Source organism: Arthrobacter zhaoxinii, from assembly GCF_025244925.1.
Lineage (GTDB): Bacteria > Actinomycetota > Actinomycetes > Actinomycetales > Micrococcaceae > Arthrobacter_B > Arthrobacter_B zhaoxinii.
The window spans coordinates 2,497,888-2,518,200 of sequence record NZ_CP104275.1 but is presented as its reverse complement, the minus strand read 5'-3'; the positions used below and the strand labels follow the sequence as shown (position 1 = coordinate 2,518,200).

The window sequence follows — 20,313 nt, the reverse complement described above, 5'->3', positions numbered from 1 at the left end:
TCGCTAGAGCTGGGCACCGGCGAAGCCGTGCTGGCGCCAGGCTTCGTAGACGGCTATGGAGGCGGAATTTGCCAGGTTCAGGGAGCGCAGGGTCGGCAGCATGGGCAGCCGGACCCGGGCGGTGACATGCGGATCCTTCTTCACCTCGTCCGAAAGCCCGACCGACTCGCGGCCGAACATAAGGACGTCTCCGGCACGATACTCGACATCCGTGTAGGACGTATCGCCGTCCGAGGTGAAGGCATATACGCGTTCGGGCTGCAGGGCCTCCCAGGCATCCTGCAGGCTTGCGTGGACATGCAGGACGGCAAGGTCGTGGTAGTCCAGGCCGGCGCGGCGCAGTTTGGAATCCTCCAGGCTGAAGCCGAGGGGCTCAACCAGATGGAGTTCGGCGCCCGTGATGGCGGCAAGGCGAATGGCGTTTCCGGTGTTACCGGGGATTTCAGGGGAGTGGAAAAGGATACGGAACACACCCCCATCCTATGCCCGGCGCCGGTGCCCGGGAGCATCCGTCACCGGGTGGACGCGTCGATCAACGGTGCCAGCACCGGCAGCTGGACGGTGTTCGGTGAGGGGCCTTCGGCAAAGAACCGGCGCAGTTCCCGCAGCAGGCCGCCCGGGTTCGCGATGTGCAGCGTGGCGGGTGCTGACCGGCTCAGCGTCGGCGGGTAATCGACGATGGGCTCGAAGGGGTTGCCGTTGGGGCTGTGGAGGACAAGCCAGCCGGTGGCGTTGCACTCGGGAAAACGGGTCTGGAGGGTACGCACTGCATCGGCCAGCCGCAGGGTGGAAACCTCCCGGCCCCGGTGCAGCAGATGCTGTCCGTCCCACCGGTAGTTGCCGGGTGAAGCCATCAGTGACCCCAGGACGGCCATGCGGTAGCCGCCCAGCAGTACGTGGCCGACGTCGAGGTTGCCGCCGCGCGGGCCCGCGTCCGGAATATGGAGGCCGTTGACCAGGCGCCCGGCCGGGTATTCATCCAGGAGCTCACGCTCCAGCAGGCGGATGGTCCGGTTTTCCGCGTCGAAGCGTCCGGCGGCATTGGAACCTATCCGCGCGAGGAAACCCGGACGGCGCGGTACGCCGTGGACCTGCTGCCCGGCCAGGGTGAGGGGGATGAGGGGAGGATTCTTCGGGGAGAAGTCGGGGACGAAGACCGGCGGCCGGTCCAGATCCGCGGCGGTCCGTTCCGGCGCGGACCGGGGCCCCGCGGCACGGCTGGCCGGACGGCCTGCGCTGGTGCCGCTGCCTGTGCCGCCGTCCGTGGCACCCGCGCTCCGGCCAAGCCGCTGATCGTACGAGGCCTTTTGCCGCGGGTCCGAGAGCACCCGGTAGGCTTCCGTGACCCGGTGGAAGCGCTCGCTTGTGCCGCCCTGATCCGGGTGGGCGTTGCGGGCTGCCTTCCGGTAGGCGGTCTTGATTTCGACCGCCGATGCCGCGGGCGTCAGGCCCAGGACCTCGTAGAGCGTCGGGTCTGACGGGCTCAAAGCGGTTCCTCTCGAGGGCGGGTTCGGCTGCGTGAGGCAAGTCTACCGGTCGTCCCTGCGCCGCGGCCTGGGCGGGGAGGGCTATTCGGGCAGATGAATTCTCCGCGCCAATGAGTGTCCGGGACGGCCGTCCGTGAGGAGCTTTCCAGGCGTGCGGTCACCCTTGCTTCCGGTAGCCGGCGCCGCTCCCGTTGATCACCCGCAGCGTGTCCGCGCGGCTGTTGTCCAGCACCAGGTCCGCCCGTGCGGCGGGGTCCGCCGCAGCGAAATAGAGCTGTTGTCCGCCGACATACCGGTCCTTGCCCGGAGTCAGTACCCCGGCCTGCCGGGGACCCGTCCCTGTGCCGTCCCTGGCTGCCATACGTGCAGCCGTCACATCGAACGGCACGTCCAGGAACACGGAGAAGTCCCAATAGTGTCGGAGCTCCTCCCGGTGCAGGAAAAGCCCGTCGATAAGCACTACGGCATCCTTGGCGGCCATCACGGGTTCGGGCGCCAGGACCGCGTCCGTAGAGAGGTCGTGGCCGCGGTCCCGGAACGCGGCGGCGCCGGAGGCCAGGGGCGCCAGGACGTACTCCGTGAACTGGTCCAGGTTGTAGGAATCCAGCCAGAAACCTTCCGGCGAGCAGCGTCCACGCCGGTGCCGGACCGCACGTACATGGTGGAAGTCATCCATGCCGACCCGCAGAATTTGCCGGCCAGCAGCACCGCCGGCGGAACTAAGGGCAACCGCAAGTTCATCCGCGAAGGTGGTTTTACCTGCTCCGTCCACACCGTCGACTGCTACCAGCAGACGCCTGCCGGGCCGCCGGGACAGCAACAGCACGGCCAGATCCGACATCACTGCGTTCCGTTTCCGCGCAGGGTGCGGGTGCAGAACCTGCCGGGTCACCGGGTCATGAGGCTGCATCGGGTCAGTCTGCCACGACTCCCCGTCCCGGAAGGGTCACGGAATAAGCGGGTCTCGGGAGCAGCCAGGGGCCTGCGCTGCCGCGCCCAGGCTGAGGGTCAGGAAAATCGCAGCCACCCGAATCGGTTACCGGAGCCGAGGCGGCTAGAATTGGCTGGTGCCCGTGTATCTAGATCACGCGGCGACCACGCCGATTTCGGCTTCGGCCCTCGCCGCACTCACTTCAGAACTCAGCCGCAGCGGCAACCCTTCGTCGCTGCACGGTTCGGGCCGCCGCGCCCGAATGGTGGTGGAAGACTCCCGGGAAATCCTGGCCGCTGCTGCAGGCTGCCATCCCTCCGAGATCATTTTCACCTCCGGCGGCACCGAAGCGGACAACCTCGCCGTCAAGGGTCTTTTCTGGGCCCGGCGCGACGCCGATCCGGTGCGCAACCGGATCCTGGTCTCAGGCATCGAACACCATGCCGTGCTGGACGCCGTCGAATGGCTGGAGAAACACGAAGGCGCGGTGCCGGTCTGGATCCCGGTGGACAGCGACGGCGTCATTTCCCTCGAGGCCATCCGCCGGGAACTCGAGGCCAATGCGGACAGTACGGCGCTGCTCACCGCCATGTGGGCGAACAACGAAGTCGGTACCGTCCAGGACATCCGCGCGATCGCTTCCCTGGCCCACGAATACGGTGTGCCCGTGCACTCGGATGCGGTCCAGGCTTTCGGCGCGCTGCCGATCGGCTTCCGTGCCGCCGGCCTGGACACGATGGCCCTCAGCGCCCATAAGATCGGCGGTCCGGTGGGCGTAGGGGCGCTCGTGGTGGGCCGGTCAGTGAAGCTGACTCCCGTGCAGCACGGCGGCGGGCAGGAACGCGATATCCGCTCCGGAACCCTGGACACTGCAGGAATCGCAGCCTTCGCTGCCGCAGCGCAGGACGCCGCCGAGCACCTTGCGGACGAGTCCGAACGCCTGCGAACCCTGCGGAACTACCTCATCACCGGCGTCGAGCGGGCCATTCCGGAGGCCGTCCTGCGCGGGGCACGTGACGACGACGGCGGAGGGCGCCGCCTGCCGGGCAACGCCCACTTCACGTTCCCGGGCTGCGAGGGCGATTCGCTGCTCTTCCTGCTGGATCTGGCCGGCGTCGAGTCCTCGACGGGGTCCGCCTGCACGGCCGGTGTCCCGCGCCCCTCGCACGTACTCCTGGCGATGGGACTGACCGAAACCGAGGCCCGCGGGGCCCAGCGGTTCAGCCTCGGGCATACAACGACCGCCGAAGACGTTGACATTTTGTTGCAGGCACTTCCAGAAGCATATGAGCGGGCCAAGAAAGCCGGCATGGCCGGACACGTAAGCAGCATCCAGACAGCAGGAACAGGTTTTACTTCATGAAGGTTTTGGCAGCAATGAGTGGCGGAGTCGACTCCGCCGTGGCCGCGGCACGGGCAGTTGAGGCCGGACACGACGTCGTCGGCGTCCACCTGGCGCTGTCCCGGATGCCGGGCACCCTGCGTACCGGCAGCCGCGGCTGCTGCACCATTGAGGACTCCCGGGACGCCTGGCGTGCCTGCGACATCCTGGGCATTCCCTACTACGTCTGGGACTTCTCCGAGCGGTTCAAGGAAGACGTGGTGGACGACTTCGTGGCCGAATACGCCGCCGGCCGCACCCCCAACCCCTGCATGCGCTGCAACGAACGGATCAAGTTCGCCGCCCTGCTGGAAAAGGCGCTGGCGCTGGGCTTCGACGCCGTATGCACCGGCCACTACGCCAAGGTGATCACCAACGCCGAGGGCGATCCGGAGCTGCACCGGGCCGCCGACTGGGCCAAGGACCAGTCCTACGTGCTGGGTGTGCTGACCGAAGAACAGCTGCGCCACTGCATGTTCCCGCTCGCCGAGACGCCGTCCAAGGCCGAGGTCCGGGCCGAGGCCGAGCGCCGCGGCCTGTCCGTGGCCAACAAGCCGGACAGCCACGACATCTGCTTCATTCCCGACGGCGACACCCGCGGCTGGCTCGAAGAGCGCATCGACATGACCGAGGGCGACATTGTCGACGAGACGGGCGAGAAGCTCGGCACCCATCCCGGCGCCAATGCGTTCACCGTGGGCCAGCGCCGCGGCCTGAAGCTCGGCACGCCCGCCGCGGACGGCAAGCCCCGCTTCGTCCTGGAGATCCGGCCCAAGGAAAACAAGGTTGTGGTCGGGCCCGAGCAGCTGTTGAACATCGACCAGATGCGCGGCATCAAAATCTCCTGGGCGGGACGTCCCATCCCCGAGATCGCTGCCCGGACGAAGTTTGACTGCAAGGTCCAGGTGCGGGCGCACGGAGACCCCGTGGCAGCCACCGGCTGGATGGAAGACGTCACCGATGACGCCACCGGAGACCTCCGTGAAGAGCTTGTGGTCCGCCTGACGGAACCCATGCGCGGAGTTGCCCCCGGCCAGTCCATGGTGCTCTACCAGGGCACCCGCGTGCTGGGCCAGGCGACCATCGACTCGGCGCGTTCCCTGGAATGGAACCCGGCCGCCGTCGCCTAGCTCCGGGTCCACCTAAACTGGACCAATGAGCCATACAGGACCAATGAGTGAATCACCCGACGAAGACTTTGATCCGCGGGCAAGTTCCCTTTCCGGGAAGGTCGCCGAGGGCGTCATGGAAGAGCTGCTTGCCATGCGCAGCAGCATCGACAATATCGACGCGACCCTGGTGTACCTCCTTGCCGAACGCTTCAAGGCAACCCAGCGGGTGGGCCACCTGAAGGCGGAGCACCATCTGCCGCCGGCCGACCCGGGACGGGAAGTAGCCCAGATTGCCCGTCTGCGCCGCCTCGCCGAGGACGCGCACCTCGACCCTGCCTTCGCGGAGAAGTTCCTGAACTTCATCATCAGCGAGGTAATCCGCCACCATCAGGCGATTTCCCAGACCCGCAACGGTGGAACAGATGCCGCAGAGGCCTGAACCGGAACAGGGCCCGGCAGCTCCGGACGTCCCCTCCCGCCCCGAAGCGCGCAACGGCCTGGTCACCGCGACGGCGGCGGGCAGCTGGCCGGGGACCGATCCGGTCGAATCCAGCCGGGTGGTCCGCGGCGAGCTGGGCGATCCGCACCTGCCCTTCCTGGTGGAACTGCCGCAGCGCGGTCCCGGCGCGGACGCGCTGGGACGCAGTGCCTCCCTGCTGGTGGATCTTTTCGTGGACATCCAGCCGCACGGTTGGCGCCTGGTGGAACGCCCCGGCAAGGACCACCGCCGCGCGGTTTCCCTGCTGACCCAGGACCTGAACGTCCTGGCGGACGTCATCGGCGCAGAGGAACGTACCGGCGAGGCATTGAAAATCTCCCTCCGCGGGCCGCTCTCGCTTGCCGCGAACCTGTATCTGCACAACGGTGAGCGGGCGCTGTCCGACGCCGGAGCCCGCCGGGACATGGTCCAGTCGTTCACCGCCGGGATCGGGGACTACGTGGCCCGTGCGGCGTCGTCGGCACCCGGGGCACGGATCACGGTGCAGATCGAGGAACCGGACATTGCCGCCGTCCTGGCCGGCGGAATCCCCACGGCCAGCGGGTACCGCACCCTCCGGTCCGTACCCTCCTCCGAGGTCTCCGGCGCCTGGCACCAGGTCTGTGACGCAGTTGAGGCGGTGGGCGCGGACGCAGTCTTTTCCCTGCCCCGGGCAGAAGGCTTCGGTCCGCTCCGGTCCGGCACGCAGTCTCCGTTTGAACTGGCGCTGGGGGCCGGTGCGCAGGGCGCGGCCCTGGCAGCGGACGGGCTGGATGCCCGGGACTGGGAAGGCATTGCCGAGGCCGTCGAAAGCGGCCGGCGGATCTGGCTGGGTATCCTGCCCGTGCCGGCAGCCGGAACCGAACTGCCCCAGGTGAGTGCCCTGGTGGAGCGGGTGCTGCGGCCCTGGCGGAAACTGGGGCTGTCGCTGCAGGACCTGCCCGCGCTTCGGCTCACACCGTCAGCTGGCCTCGCGGAGCTGCCTCCGGAGGCAGCGCGGAAGGTCCTGGCACGCCTTACACAGACGGCTTCCGCCCTGGACCAGGTGGTCGCCGAGGCATAGCCGGATCACCGCACTAGGTTCGGTGCTGCCAGCGTTCCGGTTCGACGCCGGGCGGCAGGGTGCCGTCGAATCCGCGGTATGTGTAGCTAAAGGCGCCGTCGTATTCGAAGACGGTGCCGACCTGGCGCTGGATCACCCGGGTACGGATCCGGAACTGTTGCTGCTGCGGGTCCCACCACTGTTCCACCTGCGCGTCGGCACCCGTGACGCGGGGGAGGGGCAGCCGCAGCGGACCCAGGAAGAGCCGGCTGCCCGGCGAATTCATGTGCAGATGCCCGTCCTCCGTGACCCGCAGGACCAGGTCCGTTGCGAGGTTGCGCCGCCGTCCGAGATAGTCGGTCAGCGTTCCGGGGCCGGTCAGCACCGTGGTGTCTTCGAAGATCCGGCGCCGGCCGGGAAAATCAAAGCTGCGGACGGCGGTCAGCGCCGGCCTGCCCCACGGGTCCCGGTGCGGAAAGTTGCGGATGGAGAAGGGGACCGAGGTTCCGAACTCCGGGAAGAACGCGTTGGACACCGGAACCAGCGGCAGCAGCGGCCGCAGCCAGGGCCGCGGACAGCCGGCCCGGAGGAAGACGCCGGTGCCTTCCCCGAACCGGCCGCTGTCCGCCCCCAGGCTGAAATACTGCTGCAGCTCCGGCTGCAGGCGTTGAAAACGGGACCCCAGGACCTGCCGGTACACGGAGTCCACGGCTACAGCCTTCCGGTGGCCTTGAGCCGCAGATACATGTCTGCCAGCTTCGGGGCCAGTTCATGCGGCGGCTCGTCCACGACTTCCGCGCCCATGGAACGCAGCTGCGCGCTGACGGCAGCCCGGTCCAGGAGTGCCCGCTCGGCGGCAGCGGCACGGAAGACCGCCGGCGTGGTTCCGCCGCCGCTGCGCAGCTCATCCAGGCCCGGATCCCGGACGGAGGCAACCACCACCACATGCTTTTCCAGCAGCCGGGGCAGGACCTGCACCAGCCCTTCCTCGACAGCGCCGGAATCCAGCGCGGAGATGAGGACCACCAGCGAGCGGCGCGCAGTCACGGCCTGCACTGCTCCGGGCAGCAGGGAGAAGTCCGCCTCAATGAGTTCGGGCTCCAGCGGAGCCACGGCCGAAACGAGCCGGCTCAGCAGGTTTTCCCGGCCGCCGGAGTCCACGCGTGCCCGGATCCGCCGGTCGAAGGCCAGGAAATCCACCCGGTCCCCGCCGCTGCGGGCCAGCACTGCCAGAAGCAGGGTGGCCTCGATGCCGGTGTCCAGGCGGGGTTCGTCCTCGATCCGGGCAGCCGACGTCCGGGAGGTATCCAGCGCAATGACCACCCGGCGGTCGCGTTCCGGACGCCAGGTCCGCACCACAGTGTCCTGGCGCCGGGCGGTGGCACGCCAGTCGATGGAACGGACATCGTCTCCGCGGATGTATTCACGCAGGGAGTCGAATTCGGTTCCGGCCCCGCGGAGCTGCACCGACGTGTTGCCGTCCAGCTCCCTCAGCCGGCGCAGTTTGGAGGGCAGATGCCGTTTGGAATGGAAGGGAGGCAGTACGCGGATTTCCCCCGGCACCGGGAGGGTCCGCTGGCGCGCCGCCAGCCCCATCGGCCCGAAACTGCGCACCGCCACATGCCCGCTCGTCAGGATTCCGCGGCGGGCAGGTTCCAGCAGGACGTCCATGGTCCGGGCTTCACCGGCGGGGACCGCTGTGCGCTGCTGCGGGTTCCGGGCGCCGGCGGAGGGCTGCCAGCCGTCGCGGACCACGGCCCGCAGACGGCGCCCGGCATCATTGCGCAGGACCAGGGTTCCCACCGCGGTTTCGCTCAGCCGCACGCTGTCCGGCAGCCTGCGCTCCACCCTCAGCCGCCGCGGCGACGCAGCCAGCAGCAGGTCCAGCCCGGCAGCGGCGGCCAGGAAAGCCAGCCACAGCAGGATGGACACGGCACCGGGATACAGGACGACGGCGACGGAGCCCAGGAGCGCCAGCAGGACAAACCGGCCCGAAACAGCCATCAGCGCTACCGCGGAACCGGCACGGTGGCGAGAATGCTTCCCAGCACGTTGTCCACATTGACCCCGTCCATCTGGGCTTCGGGGCGAAGCGCCACGCGGTGCCGCAGGGCGGGAAGGGTCAGCGCCTTGACGTCGTCGGGGGTGACGAAAGCCCGCCCCGAGAGCCAAGCCCAGGCCCGGGCAGTATTCAGGAGGGCCGTGGCTCCGCGCGGTGACACCCCCAGCTGGAACGACGGCGCCGCACGCGTCGCGCGCACGACGTCCACGATGTAGGCAAGGACCTCGGGGGCCACAGCGACGCGGGCGACTGCTTCGCGGGCCAGCTCCAGGTCCCGGGCGGAAGCCACCGGACGGACGCCCGCTGCGGCCAGGTTCCGGGGATCAAAACCGCTGCTGTGCCTGCGGATCACTTCGATCTCGTCGTCCCGGCTCGGAAGGTCAAGCGTCATTTTCAGCAGGAAGCGGTCCAGCTGGGCTTCGGGGAGCGGATAGGTACCCTCGTACTCCACCGGGTTCTGCGTTGCCGCAACAATGAACGGTTCCGGCAGGGGACGGGTGACGCCGTCCACGGTCACCTGGCGTTCCTCCATGGCTTCCAGCAGGGACGCCTGGGTCTTGGGCGGGGTGCGGTTGATTTCATCCGCGAGCAGGATGTTGGTGAACACCGGCCCCTCCCGGAAGGAGAATTCAGAGGAACGGTTGTCATAGATCAGGGAACCGGTGACGTCGCCGGGCATCAGGTCCGGAGTGAACTGGACCCGCTTGGTGTCCAGATCCAGTGCCGCGGAAAGGCTCCGGACCAGCAGCGTCTTGGCCACGCCGGGCACCCCTTCGAGCAGCACGTGCCCCCTGGCCAGCAGGGCGATAATCAGCCCGGTGACGGCCGCATCCTGGCCAACCACGGCCTTGGCCACTTCCCGGCGGACCTGTGCGAGGGCTGCACGGACGGGGTCCTCTTCCGGGGGAAGCGGCGGGACCGGCGCGGTGCCGTTGGCGGCTCCGGCGGGCGCGGGTGCATACGGTTCGTACTGCTGGCTCATGATGAAGTGGCCTCTTCCTCTAGGTCTTTCAGGTCCTGGGCCCAGTGCACGAGTTCCGCGCCGGTTCCGGGTAGTCGTTGGTTGAGCAGATAATCGGTCGCGGGATAGCTCCGGCCGGAGGCGCCTGCCGCCGCACGCGTCACGTCGCCGGCAGTGGCTCCCGGGCCCAGGCGCAGATGTGCGGCCAGCCGGGTCATGGCCGAAGCACGCAGGGTTGCGGCCGCATGGCCGACGGCCTTGCTGTCCTGGTACAGGCGGGCCCGGCCCTCGGCGGTTTCCGCGGCATGGACGATCACGGGCAGGGGCTCCTCCACCAGCGGGCCAAGCCTGCGGCCGCGCCAGAACGCTGCTAAAACGGCGACCAGCAGGAACCAGAAGAGGAGCGGATTCACCCACGGGGGCAGGAAGGAGAAGGGATCGACGGGTGCTTCGGACGGGGGAACGTCGAAGGGGCCGGCCTGGTACCACACCAGGGTTTCGTCCGCGCCGAGGGTGCGGAGGGCCAGCGCAGCGTTGCCCTTGAGGTCAAGGGTTTCGTTGGCGAGCAGGTCCGCGCTGCCCAGCACCACAGTGGACCCACCCTTGGTAGCCGCGTAGGAACCTGCGGCGCCGGCCCCCTGGCTGCCGGGTGCCGGGAAGCAGGTGACGGGCCCCCGGTAGGTCTTCCCGCCGGCCTCGATGGTGCCGGCGGCCTCCGCGTCGTCGTTGGTGCAGTCGGCGTCGAGCCGGTGGAGGGCGGGATCCTGGGGAAGGAGCCCGGCGGAAAGGATCTGCGGGGCCAGATCCGCCAGCTGCTCAAAGGACGGTTCCACCAGCACCACCCGGCCGGCGTCGTCGGCCAGATCCTCCCGCTGCTCACTGCTGAGGAAGCCGGAGGGATCAAGGAACAGCAACGTGGCCCCGGGATTGTCTGCCAGGGCAGCCTGTGCCTGTGCCAGCTGCTCGTAATGCTGCACGTCCACTCCCTGGCCAGCCAGAATCTCAGCGGCGGCCATGGCACCGTCCGGAGCCGGATTGGCGGGGGACAGCGCGCTGGTGTCCTGATCCGTGCGCCCCCAGACCGAGGCAAGGACCACCGCGCACAGCAGCAGGACAAGCAGAAACGGGACCCGGTGCCGGCGCAGCCAGCCCGGAATCCGGCCGCGGGCCGCCGGCGGATGCAGTCCGTCGCCGCTCACAGCGTTCCGGCTCTCCGATTCGGGGACGCCTTCCTTTTCGCCGGCAGCCACGCTCATTTCGGCACCGCCAGCACGGGTTCGTCCGTTTCGGAGGACGAGGGACGGGAGGTTTCCAGAGCCGTGTCGAGGGCCTGTGCACGGAGGTACCCGGCTTCGTCCGCGTTCCCCTTGCCGTAGAGGACCTCATCAAAGAGCTGCCGCAGCTCCATGATCTCCGGACGGTATTCCGGGAAGGCGGAAGCCAGTCGGGCGCCCGCTTCGGCTGCAGTCCGGGCGGGCCGGGCATCGAAGATGACGCGTTCCTCCGCCGAACGGACCATGGCCCGGAAATGCTCGGCCACGGCGTCGTTCCAGCGGCGCCCGGCCGCAGCCCGTTCCGCGCGGGCACGGTGGTCCGAAGCCCGCTCCACCACGTCGTCGGCAAAGACCTCGGTCCGCTTCCGGACAGAGGCGTTCAGCCGCGGGCGGATGATCAGGACAGCGACAGCCAGCAGGACGACGGCGGCCAGCACCAGTACCAGGACACCCGGCCCGACGCCGAGGCCGTCCGCATCCTGGAGCATGTCGTTCAGCCATGCGCTCACGTGCTCCCAGAGCCGGTCAAGCAGGCCCGGTTTGGCGTCTTCGTAGACCCGCTTCGCCAGTTCGTCCCGGGCCCATTCCCGTGCCTGGTCCGTATCCGGTTCGATCGGGGCATCGGGGTCCAGCGTGCCGGGGAACCGATCCGCTGCCGGACCCGCCGGCAAACGCACAGAGGACAGCATCTCTACTGCGTGCCCGCGGGCGGACCGTACGGCCCGTGCACCACGGGGACCGCTTTCCTGCCGGGCAGGAAGCCCGGGTCCGTGATCTGCGGGTTCTCCTGGTCCTTCATCAGGGCAAGGTCGAACCCTTCGCGGCGGATCCGCAGGTCGATGTACAGCAGCGCGGTGACGGCACTCTGGAAGGCACAGGTGAGGGCTGCCACGAGCAGGCTGACCGCGAAGAGCAGGACAACGCTGAGGACTGTCACGGCGACGTTATCCACCACTGTGAGGGCGCTGATGCCGAAGGTGAGCGGCACGGAAAGGATCTGGGACAGGACGTTCACGGTCAGGCTGGTGAGGGCCAGGATACCGAACGTCCGCCACCAGTTGCCTTTCGTCAGCTGCCAGGACCGCCTGACGGCAGGAAAGACCCCGATGCCTTCCAGCACCAGCGCCGCCGGAGCCAGGGAAAGTTTGACCGAGACCCAGGCAGCGGCGGCAATGACGGCGAAGAAGGCCGGAATCACGACGATAAGCCCCATCGCCTGGAAGGCGTCGAGGATCAGGTACCCCAGCAGGACAAGGACCGTGACGCCGGCGGCGGCTCCGGCCAGCATCAGCAGGGCGAGGCCCGCCAGCGGGCCGAGGCTGCCGCGGGCCAGCTGCCAGACCTGGCCGAAGCGGGTGTTGAGGTTCAGGGCGGACCGCGCCACGGGCAGCACCAGGAGGCCCTGAACAATCAACACCCCGGCCAGGGACAGCCCGCCCAGGGTGGAAACCGAACCCACCGCCATTCCCACCAGGGGACCGGTGACTTCTCCGCTGGAGGCCCCGCTCTGCAGCCACCCTTCAAAGGAAGCGACCAGGCCTACGCCCAGCACGACGATCAGCAGGGTGATCACGGCCTGGACGACAAACGCATTGCCGAAGGCGGCAAGCGCATTGCGGCGGCATGCCTGGAAGGCTCCGTCCATGATTTCACCCAGTCCCAGGGGACGCAGGGGAATGACGCCCGGCTTGGGCGGCGGTGTATAGCCGGGCGGAGGGACGGTGCCGCCCGAATAGGGGTTCGGCTGGCCCCAGGCGGATCCCTGCGCGGCCGGCTGCTGTCCCCACGGATTGCCCTGCTGCGCCCACGGGTTGGTCCCGGGCCGCGGTATCCCGGGCGGCGGAGGGACAGGCTGCTGCGGGCCGGGCGGCGGCGGGCCGGGCTGCCCGTCTGCAGGGCTCCACGGGCCGGAGCCGGACGCCTGGTTCCACTGCTGCCCGGTGCTTCCGGGCGCAGGCTCGCCGGCGCCGTCGTTCCGGTGTTCCCGGCCTGTATGTTCCCGGCCGCTGTGTTCTTCCTCGCTCATTTTGACCCGTTTCCCCCGCAGGCGCTCGCGTTTATTACCTCGACTATAGTGATGCTCCGCCCAAACAGCACCCGGCGAGCCGTGGCGCCGTTTGTGTCCCTTAGGATGATAGGGATTAACTTAGGCGGCATTGGCACGCCGTGGGGGAGCGGCAGCCGTCAGGACTGCTGCGGCACGCGCGCAGCGGCGGGCGTGGAAGCAAGCAGCGAAAACAGGGAGTTATGAAGGCACGCATACTGGTCGTAGACGACGACGAAGCACTCGCCGAGATGATCGGAATCGTGCTGCGTAACGACGGGTTTGACCCGGTGTTCTGCGCCGACGGCTCCTCAGCGCTGGAAGTGTTCCGCAACAGCAAGCCGGATCTGGTCCTGCTTGACCTGATGCTTCCCGGCATCGACGGAATCGAAGTGTGCCGGCAGATCCGCGGCGAGTCCGACACCCCCATCGTGATGCTCACCGCCAAATCCGATACGTCCGACGTCGTCCGCGGCCTGGAATCGGGTGCGGACGACTACGTGCCCAAGCCCTTCAAACCCGCAGAGCTGGTGGCGCGGGTCCGTGCCCGGCTGCGCCCGGGCGACCAGAAATCGCCGGAAACCCTGCGGATCGGCGAAGTCTCCATCGACGTTGCAGGCCACTCCGTGACGCGGGGCAGCGACAGCATTTCACTGACGCCGCTGGAATTTGACCTGCTGGTGGCCCTGGCCCGCAAGCCCTGGCAGGTTTTCACCCGCGAGATGCTGTTGGAGCAGGTCTGGGGATACCGCCATGCCGCGGACACGCGGCTGGTGAATGTGCATGTGCAGAGGCTCCGCTCCAAGATTGAACGCGACCCCGAAGCACCCGAGATTGTACTGACGGTGCGCGGTGTCGGATATAAAGCCGGCCAGAGCTAAGTTGCCGGGGTTCCTGGCCGGGATGGCCGGGAACCCGAAAGTCTCCTCGTCGCTGCAGGCTCTGCTGCGCCTGCGCGATGCCTTCCGCCGGGCCACTTTTCACCGCATAGCCCGTCAGTGGCGCCGGTCGCTGCAGTTCAAGACCATTGTTTCCACGCTCCTGCTCGTGGCCCTGGCGGGCGCCGGTATCGGTGCGTTCCTCTCGCACCAGATTGCCGGTTCGCTGTACGAAGAGCGGCTGGCCCAGTTCCGGCCCGAAGCGACGGCGGGCCTGGCCAATGTGAAGGACAATTTCCGGAACACCGCCGCCAGCGACCGGGAAAGCACCGACCGGCTGGTCATGGACACCCTGCCGCTGCTGGAGGGACAGGGCGCGGATGCCCAGCGGACCTACCTGCTCACCCCGCTGCCGACGCAGGATCCCCTGTACATCTCCTCGGTGAACAGTGGAAAAATCACTGCAAACGGCATTCCCGTAGCACTCAGCGACGCCGTGGTGGCAAGCGAGGCCTCAGAGTCCGAGACGGATTACGTGTTCTGGTCGCCGCTGGAACTCGCCAACGGGGAACCCGGCATTGCCTTCGGCACCAAGGTCACGCTGCCGCCGGACAGCTCCGAATATGCCCTCTACCTCATCTATGACCTGCATTCGATGCAGGAAACCCTCGACGATATCCACCGGATTCTCTGGATTGCAGGCTTCCTCCTGCTCGCCATCAGCGGCACCATCGCATGGATCGTGACCAAGGCGGGGCTGGGAGCGGTCAGCGACGCAGCAGCCGTTTCGGAGAAGCTGGCTGCGGGCGAACTGCAGGAGCGCATGGAGGTCAAGGGCGAGGACGAAGTAGCGCGGCTGGCGGCGTCGTTCAACCACATGGCCGGCACGCTGCAGGACCAGATCACACAGCTGGCCACGCTGTCCCGGATGCAGCAGGTCTTTGTTTCCGACGTCTCCCATGAGCTGCGTACCCCGCTCACCACGGTGCGCATGGCCGCGGAGGTTCTCTACGATGCGCGTGAGAGCTTCGATCCCATGTACCGGCGCTCCACGGAACTGCTCTACCACCAGGTGGAACGCTTCCAGGCGCTGCTGGCCGATCTGCTGGAGATCTCCCGGTTCGACGCCGGTGCGGCTGTCCTCGATCTGGAACCCACCGATGTTTTCCATATTGTCCGTGACGTCATTGACGCGACCGAACCGCTCGCGAACAACTGCGGATCCGAGGTTCTTGTGGTGTCCAAGGAGTCGAGCTGCGTGGTCGACGCCGATCCGCGCCGGATCGAACGGATCCTGCGTAACCTGTTGGTAAACGCGCTGGAACACGGCGAAGGAGAACCCATCGAGATTGCCATAGCAGCTTCCGAAGACGCCGTAGGCATAGCGGTCCGGGACCACGGCATCGGGATGACCGAGGAGGCCGCCGGGCATGTCTTCGACCGCTTCTGGAGGGCGGATCCGGCGCGTGCACGCACCACCGGCGGCAGCGGGCTGGGCCTGTCCATCGCCACCGAAGACACGCGCCTGCACAGCGGCTGGCTTGAGGCCTGGGGTGAGCCCGGAAACGGCTCGTGCTTCCGGCTGACGCTTCCCCGCCGCCACGGCACGGGATTCGAGACGTCTCCGGTGCCCCTGTCACCCCGCGATATCGTTGCCGGACCCCGCGCGCTCACCGCGGCTGCACCGGCCGGGGAAGAGGGAACTGATGCCTAGAAGGAACATGCAGGCCAAGCCGCGGATGAGGCGTCCCGGGAAGATGCTGGTTCTGTGGCTCAGCGCCGTCCTCGTGCTGGCCGGCTGCTCATCGATACCCACCGTCGGGCCGGTCGGCACAGCCGCGGCCGAGCACAACGGGGACACCGGGGAAGACGCCGTCTTCTCGCCGGAAGGTCCCGCCGAGGATGCCTCGCCGCAGGACATCATCCAGGGTTTCATCGAAGCGGGTAAGGGCGCGGTGGATGACTACAGCGTTGCCCGCCAGTTCCTGGCTCCGGAACTGGCGGACACCTGGGCGCCTACGGAACGGGTGACCATCTACCGGTCCTCGCGCATCGTGGCCATGCCGGAACCGGACCTGTTCCAGATCCAGCTGGAAGTGCACGGCAGCGTGGATGCCCGGGGCATCCGCACGGACGCTCCGGACGGCACTACCGAAACGTTCCCCGTGCGGCTGGAAGAGGTAGAGGGACAGCGGCGGCTTAGCGCGGTGCCGGATGGAATCATGGTGTCCCTGGCAAGTTTCCCCGCGCTCTTCACCGACCACAACCTCTACTTCTATTCGAGCGATTACGAGTACTGGGTGCCGGATACCCGATGGTTTATCCAGCGCGCCGGCATTGCCGCCAACATTGTCAAGGAGCTGCTCGTCGGTCCCGCGCCGTACCTGCAGGGCGCCGTCGTCAGTGCCTTTCCGGCCGGGACAACCCTGGCCCGCGATGCTGTCCCCGTGGCGTCCGGGGAGGCTGTCGTGGATTTCGTAGCAGACTCGCTTCTGGACTCAAGCGACCTGAACCGCCAGCAAATGGTGCAGCAGCTTAAACAGAACCTGCGCCTGAACAACGTTACTTCCGTGAAGATGACGGTGGACCAGCGGGACGTGGACCTCGGCAAGGGCAGCGGGGAGCTGGAGTCCGCTGTGGCGGATCCCTCCGCCGGTGCCACCCAGATTGTGGTCAACGAGGGCGAACTGGCGTACTACGCCGACGGTCCCGAGCCCATCGGGGATGTTCCTTCAGTGGCTGAATACGGTCCCCGGGATCCCGCCATGTTTGAGGATGGATCGGTGATCGCGTTCCTGGACAATCGGAAGGACACTTTGCTGATCACCGGAACCGGGCAGGATGTCCGTGTGGCCGCGGACGCCGAAAAGTTTACGCCGCCGAGCGTGGATCCGGGCCGGTGGGTCTGGACTTCCCAGCCCTCGGGCACCGGTTCACAGGTCTTCGCCGTACCGTTCGGAGGGGACCGCAGTTCCGCCGCGGTCCTCACGGCACCTTGGCTGGAGGGGCTGACGGTGACCGAACTCCGGATTTCCAGGGACGGCACCCGGGCACTGGTTGTTGCCAACCAGGACGGGCGCAGTGAAGTGATGATTGCCGGCGTCGTCCGTTCACCCGAAGGGGTTCCCCTTTCCCTCACGGTACCGATGAAACTCCAGGTGCCTTCGAAAGCCGGGGTCGTGAACCGGGCCAAGTGGGTCTCGGAGGACACCGTGGTTGCGGTGCAGGCAGGCGCAGAGGAAGCTGCTCCGGTGATCCTTGGTCCGGGCCGTGAATCTGAACTGCTTTCCCCGAAGGAAGGAATCGCGGGCCTGAGCGCCGGAAACGGCATTGAGGACATCTTTATCCAGACGGAAGAGGGCATCTTCAACAAAGTCGGGAGCAGCTGGTCACTCCGGACCGAAGGAACACGGGACCCGGCCTTCCCGGGCTGACGCAGGAGTTCCTTTCCTCCACAACGGAACAACGACGGCGGGCCGGCAGCAGCAGTCCCCGGATCCGGCGGCGCCGGTGTGCTGCCGGGTTCCGCCGGTCCACGCTGGAGAGATGGACACACCGCCAGGGCAGCTGGACCGGCTGCTGTATTCCCGGACGGGACAGAGGTTCGCCGCAGCAGCGGCCGGGCTGGCCGCCGTGCTGGCTCCGGTTTCCTGCGTGGTGTGCGGCGCCCCGGACAGTTCGCTGTGCAGTGCATGTGCTGTACGGATCCGCCGCGGCACGCTGCATCCATACCCTGCCCAGGAGGGTGCGGACGCCCTTCCTGCGGCGGAGCCGGTGCTGCCGCGGCCTGCGCCGGAGGACACTGACTCCTTTACCCCGCTGCCCGTTATGGCGGCGGGACCGTACTCAGGCGGCCTGGCCCGGACCCTGCTGGCCTTCAAGAACCGGGGGCACACCGACCTGGCCGGGTTCCTGGCCCCGGTGCTGGCGGGTGTCCTGCAGGCTGCGGTGCTGGAGGTGCGGCAGACGGCAGTGGTTCATCCGCTGGTCCTGGTTCCGGTTCCCGGCACCGGAGCCTCGCGTAGAAAACGCGGCTACGTTCCGCTGATGCTGCTGCTGAAGCGGGTCCGGCACCGCCGGCTGCTGCCCGCCGGCTGCACGGTAGCGTCCCTGGTCTCCCCGGCAAAAGGGCACGGCCCGGCGGGAGCACTGCAGCGGCTGTGGAACGAAGGGGCCTGGGGGCCGGGCAGGCCCGGTCCCGGTGCACCGCGGTCTCCGGGTCCGCAAAAGGGACTCGGCCGCAGTGCTCGGCGGCGCAACGTGCGCGGCACCATGACCGCCGGTCCGTCCGGAGCGCTTGCCGGGGTCCACTGCCTGGTGCTGGACGACGTGCTGACCACGGGTGCCACCATCGCGGAGACCGTTCGGGCGCTGCGCGCGGCAGGGGCAAAGGTCCTGGGCGCGGCGGTCATAGCAGCCACACCGGCCCCCTCGCGTAACACTGGCCCCGCTTTTCCTGCTGTTCCGGGGGTGCTCGGCGCGGGTGGTGGAAACGGAATCGCGAGACGTGAATAAAGTTCGGCGGTGATCTAACGTGTTGAGTATGGATAGCTTCAAGTAGCGGGGCTATCCTGCGGCAACGGTCGCGAAGGCAACTGACAGCGGCCGTTGTTGTGTCACCGAAATCTATTGGAGGGCACCATGGAATTCATGATCAGCGGACGTAACGTTGCAGTATCAGACCGGTTCCGCGAGTACGCCGAAGAGAAGATCGGCAAAGTGGAGGCGCTCGGCGACAAAGTCCAGCGGGTGGAGGCCAGGGTCACGAAGCAGGGTAACGTCCGGGACGCAGACAGCGCCCTCACCGTGGAAATCACGGTCACCGGACGTGGTCCCATCATCCGTGCCGAGGCAACATCCGGAGACAAGTTCGCGGCGTTCGACCTCGCATACGGGAAGCTGCTGGAACGGCTGCGTCGGGCAAGTGACAGGCGCAAGGTGCACCACGGGCGCCACGCACCGATACCCGTCCGGGTTGCCACCGCTGATCTTGGTCCCGTGAGCACCTCCGAACCGCTCTACGCGCAGGTCGCTGCGGCCGCAGAGGAACGCGAGAACGACGCCGAGGACGCGGCAGCAGACGAAGACACCGGCGAGTGCCCCGTATTGATCCGGCGCAAGGTTTTCCCGGGTGCCCCCATGAGCCTTGACGACGCCGTGGACAATATGGAGATGGTCGGCCACGACTTCTACCTGTTTGTGGATTCCGCCACCGGTGCGCCATCGGTGGTGTACCGCCGCCGCGGCTGGACCTACGGGGTCATCACCCTGGACTCGAAGTGCGCCGACGGCGCAGAAGAACCCCGGGAGGAAATCCGCGGTTACCGTGTGGCGGAAACCCCCACGGATGACCGCGCAACCGCCTGACCAGTCAACGCCCCCTAGGATGAGGGGATGAAAACCCAGCTCTCCCTCCGCCAGGCCCGCCGTACAGCGCTGGCGGCGCAGGGACTGGCCAGGGTGCGGCCCGCCGGCCTTGTTAGCGCAAGGCAGGTGGGCCGTACCTTTGAGCGGCTTGCCCTGCTGCAGATCGACTCCGTGAACGTCCTGGCGCGCAGCCATTACCTGCCGCTGTTTTCCCGGCTGGGGCCGTACGACCAGGCGCTCCTGGACCGGCTGGGGACCCGCCGTCCCCGCCGGATGGTCGAATACTGGGCCCATGAGGCAAGCTTTGTCCGGCCTGAACTCTTTGCGGATCTGCGCGCCGTCCAACGACGCACCTGGATGACCGCCCACTCCCTGCCGCCGGCGCTGGCAGAGGACCTTCGGGAACGGATCCTCGGCCATCTCGAGACCGCGGGCAAGCCCCTGACCTCCCGCCAGGTCGTGGAGCTCCTGGGACACAGCAAGGTACGGGATACCTCGGACTGGGGCTGGAACTGGAATGCCGCCAAGCGCGTCCTGGAGGATCTTTTTGCCGCCGGGCTGATCAGCTCCGCGGGACGGACACCGCAGTTCGAGCGGTTGTACGCACCTACTCCGGCAGTCCATCCGGCGGGCGCAGCGGCGCTGGAACCATCCGATCCCGAGCAGGCCGTGCTGCGCCTGACCGAGGTTGCAGCACGGGCACACGGCATCGCGACGGTTCGGGGGCTTGCCGATTATTTCCGTCTGCAGCAGCGTGAGACCGCAGTCGCCGCCGAGATCCTGGCCGGGAAGGGCATTCTCGAACGGGTGGAAGTGGCCGGCTGGCGGCAGCCGGCGTATCTGCACGCGGAAGCAGTGGTTCCGCGGACCGTGTCCGGGCAGGCGCTGCTCAGTCCGTTCGATTCGCTGATTTTCGAGCGGCGCAGGCTCGAGGAGCTCTTCGGCTTCCACTACCGGATCGAAATCTATACCCCGCTTGCCGCCCGCCGGTACGGCTACTATGTGCTTCCGTTCCTGCTGGGGGAGGAACTCGTTGCCAGAGTGGACCTCAAAGCGAACCGCGCCGCGGGTATGCTGCTTGTTCAGGCAGCCTTTTCGGAACCCGGGGCGCCCCCGCATACGGCGCGTCAACTCGCTGCGGAGCTGCGGCTCATGGCAGAGTGGCTGGGGCTCGGGCAGATTATGGTGAAGCCCATGGGAGACCTGGCTCCCGCCCTGAAGCTGGCAGTATGCAGGGAATAACAGTCATAAGGGAACGGCGGACCGTCACGGTACGTCTCTCACGTAGACTGAGGA

At 67.7% G+C, this 20,313-nt stretch carries 19 protein-coding genes; 10 read left to right on the top strand and 9 right to left on the bottom strand.

Going from position 1 to position 20,313, the window contains the following annotated elements; translation table 11 throughout:
* Positions 1-3: 3 nt before the first annotated feature.
* The 3 genes from N2K95_RS11740 to N2K95_RS11730 all read right to left on the bottom strand — a co-directional run bounded on the left by N2K95_RS11740 (position 4) and on the right by N2K95_RS11730 (position 2,397).
* Complete coding sequence (locus N2K95_RS11740; RefSeq protein WP_255790227.1) at positions 4-471, bottom strand: tRNA (cytidine(34)-2'-O)-methyltransferase; 468 nt, start codon at positions 469-471, stop codon at positions 4-6.
* 41 nt (positions 472-512) lie between these two features.
* A complete protein-coding gene (locus N2K95_RS11735; protein ID WP_260651701.1) occupies positions 513-1,487 on the bottom strand; it encodes a J domain-containing protein in 975 nt (324 codons plus the stop codon).
* A gap of 157 nt (positions 1,488-1,644) precedes the next feature.
* The gene (locus N2K95_RS11730; RefSeq protein WP_260651700.1) at positions 1,645-2,397 is read right to left on the bottom strand and encodes a nucleoside/nucleotide kinase family protein; all 753 of its coding nucleotides are present in this window, start codon (positions 2,395-2,397) and stop codon (positions 1,645-1,647) included.
* 157 nt (positions 2,398-2,554) lie between these two features.
* Here N2K95_RS11730 and N2K95_RS11725 point away from each other — a divergent pair, with 157 nt between their 5' ends.
* From N2K95_RS11725 to N2K95_RS11710, 4 genes are read left to right on the top strand one after another with little or no spacing between them, the layout of a single operon-like run.
* Positions 2,555-3,781 carry a cysteine desulfurase family protein gene (locus N2K95_RS11725; RefSeq protein ID WP_260651699.1) on the top strand — a complete coding sequence of 409 codons (1,227 nt, stop codon included), beginning with the start codon at positions 2,555-2,557 and terminating at the stop codon, positions 3,779-3,781.
* Positions 3,778-4,929: a tRNA 2-thiouridine(34) synthase MnmA gene (mnmA, locus tag N2K95_RS11720; protein ID WP_260651698.1), complete on the top strand. Its 1,152-nt coding sequence runs from the start codon at positions 3,778-3,780 to the stop codon at positions 4,927-4,929. The genes N2K95_RS11725 and mnmA overlap by 4 nt, the downstream gene beginning before the upstream one ends.
* Before the next feature lie 43 nt (positions 4,930-4,972).
* Positions 4,973-5,350 carry a chorismate mutase gene (locus N2K95_RS11715; RefSeq protein WP_260651697.1) on the top strand — a complete coding sequence of 126 codons (378 nt, stop codon included), beginning with the start codon at positions 4,973-4,975 and terminating at the stop codon, positions 5,348-5,350.
* Positions 5,334-6,452 carry a uroporphyrinogen decarboxylase/cobalamine-independent methonine synthase family protein gene (locus tag N2K95_RS11710; protein ID WP_260651696.1) on the top strand — a complete coding sequence of 373 codons (1,119 nt, stop codon included), beginning with the start codon at positions 5,334-5,336 and terminating at the stop codon, positions 6,450-6,452. The genes N2K95_RS11715 and N2K95_RS11710 overlap by 17 nt, the downstream gene beginning before the upstream one ends.
* 13 nt (positions 6,453-6,465) lie before the next feature.
* On the opposite strand, the gene N2K95_RS11705 is transcribed toward N2K95_RS11710, so the two are convergent.
* Genes N2K95_RS11705 through N2K95_RS11680 form a run of 6 tightly spaced genes read right to left on the bottom strand, consistent with a single transcriptional unit; the run spans position 6,466 to position 12,754 of the window.
* A complete protein-coding gene (locus N2K95_RS11705) occupies positions 6,466-7,140 on the bottom strand; it encodes a DUF4166 domain-containing protein (protein WP_260651695.1) in 675 nt (224 codons plus the stop codon).
* 2 nt (positions 7,141-7,142) lie between these two features.
* Positions 7,143-8,435, bottom strand: a complete 1,293-nt coding sequence (locus N2K95_RS11700; RefSeq protein ID WP_260651694.1) for a DUF58 domain-containing protein — start codon at positions 8,433-8,435, stop codon at positions 7,143-7,145.
* Positions 8,436-8,440: 5 nt separating this feature from the next.
* The gene (locus tag N2K95_RS11695; protein WP_260651693.1) at positions 8,441-9,475 is read right to left on the bottom strand and encodes an AAA family ATPase; all 1,035 of its coding nucleotides are present in this window, start codon (positions 9,473-9,475) and stop codon (positions 8,441-8,443) included.
* The gene (locus N2K95_RS11690; RefSeq protein WP_260651692.1) at positions 9,472-10,710 is read right to left on the bottom strand and encodes a DUF4350 domain-containing protein; all 1,239 of its coding nucleotides are present in this window, start codon (positions 10,708-10,710) and stop codon (positions 9,472-9,474) included. The genes N2K95_RS11695 and N2K95_RS11690 overlap by 4 nt, the downstream gene beginning before the upstream one ends.
* Complete coding sequence (locus N2K95_RS11685) at positions 10,707-11,405, bottom strand: DUF4129 domain-containing protein (protein ID WP_260651691.1); 699 nt, start codon at positions 11,403-11,405, stop codon at positions 10,707-10,709. Before N2K95_RS11685 ends, N2K95_RS11690 begins: the two co-directional genes overlap by 4 nt.
* A 14-nt stretch (positions 11,406-11,419) precedes the next feature.
* Positions 11,420-12,754 carry a glycerophosphoryl diester phosphodiesterase membrane domain-containing protein gene (locus N2K95_RS11680; RefSeq protein WP_260651690.1) on the bottom strand — a complete coding sequence of 445 codons (1,335 nt, stop codon included), beginning with the start codon at positions 12,752-12,754 and terminating at the stop codon, positions 11,420-11,422.
* A gap of 221 nt (positions 12,755-12,975) precedes the next feature.
* Here N2K95_RS11680 and mtrA point away from each other — a divergent pair, with 221 nt between their 5' ends.
* From mtrA to N2K95_RS11650, 6 genes are all read left to right on the top strand, one after another.
* Positions 12,976-13,653, top strand: coding sequence for an MtrAB system response regulator MtrA (gene mtrA, locus N2K95_RS11675; protein WP_260651689.1), 678 nt, complete (start codon positions 12,976-12,978; stop codon positions 13,651-13,653).
* A gap of 22 nt (positions 13,654-13,675) precedes the next feature.
* Positions 13,676-15,364 carry an MtrAB system histidine kinase MtrB gene (mtrB, locus tag N2K95_RS11670; RefSeq protein ID WP_260651688.1) on the top strand — a complete coding sequence of 563 codons (1,689 nt, stop codon included), beginning with the start codon at positions 13,676-13,678 and terminating at the stop codon, positions 15,362-15,364.
* The gene (locus N2K95_RS11665) at positions 15,357-17,084 is read left to right on the top strand and encodes an LpqB family beta-propeller domain-containing protein (protein ID WP_260651687.1); all 1,728 of its coding nucleotides are present in this window, start codon (positions 15,357-15,359) and stop codon (positions 17,082-17,084) included. Before mtrB ends, N2K95_RS11665 begins: the two co-directional genes overlap by 8 nt.
* A gap of 112 nt (positions 17,085-17,196) precedes the next feature.
* Positions 17,197-18,165, top strand: a complete 969-nt coding sequence (locus tag N2K95_RS11660; protein WP_260651686.1) for a ComF family protein — start codon at positions 17,197-17,199, stop codon at positions 18,163-18,165.
* A gap of 126 nt (positions 18,166-18,291) precedes the next feature.
* The gene (gene hpf, locus N2K95_RS11655) at positions 18,292-19,017 is read left to right on the top strand and encodes a ribosome hibernation-promoting factor, HPF/YfiA family (protein ID WP_260651685.1); all 726 of its coding nucleotides are present in this window, start codon (positions 18,292-18,294) and stop codon (positions 19,015-19,017) included.
* 27 nt (positions 19,018-19,044) lie between these two features.
* Positions 19,045-20,259, top strand: coding sequence for a winged helix-turn-helix domain-containing protein (locus N2K95_RS11650; protein WP_260651684.1), 1,215 nt, complete (start codon positions 19,045-19,047; stop codon positions 20,257-20,259).
* Positions 20,260-20,313 lie beyond the last annotated feature (54 nt).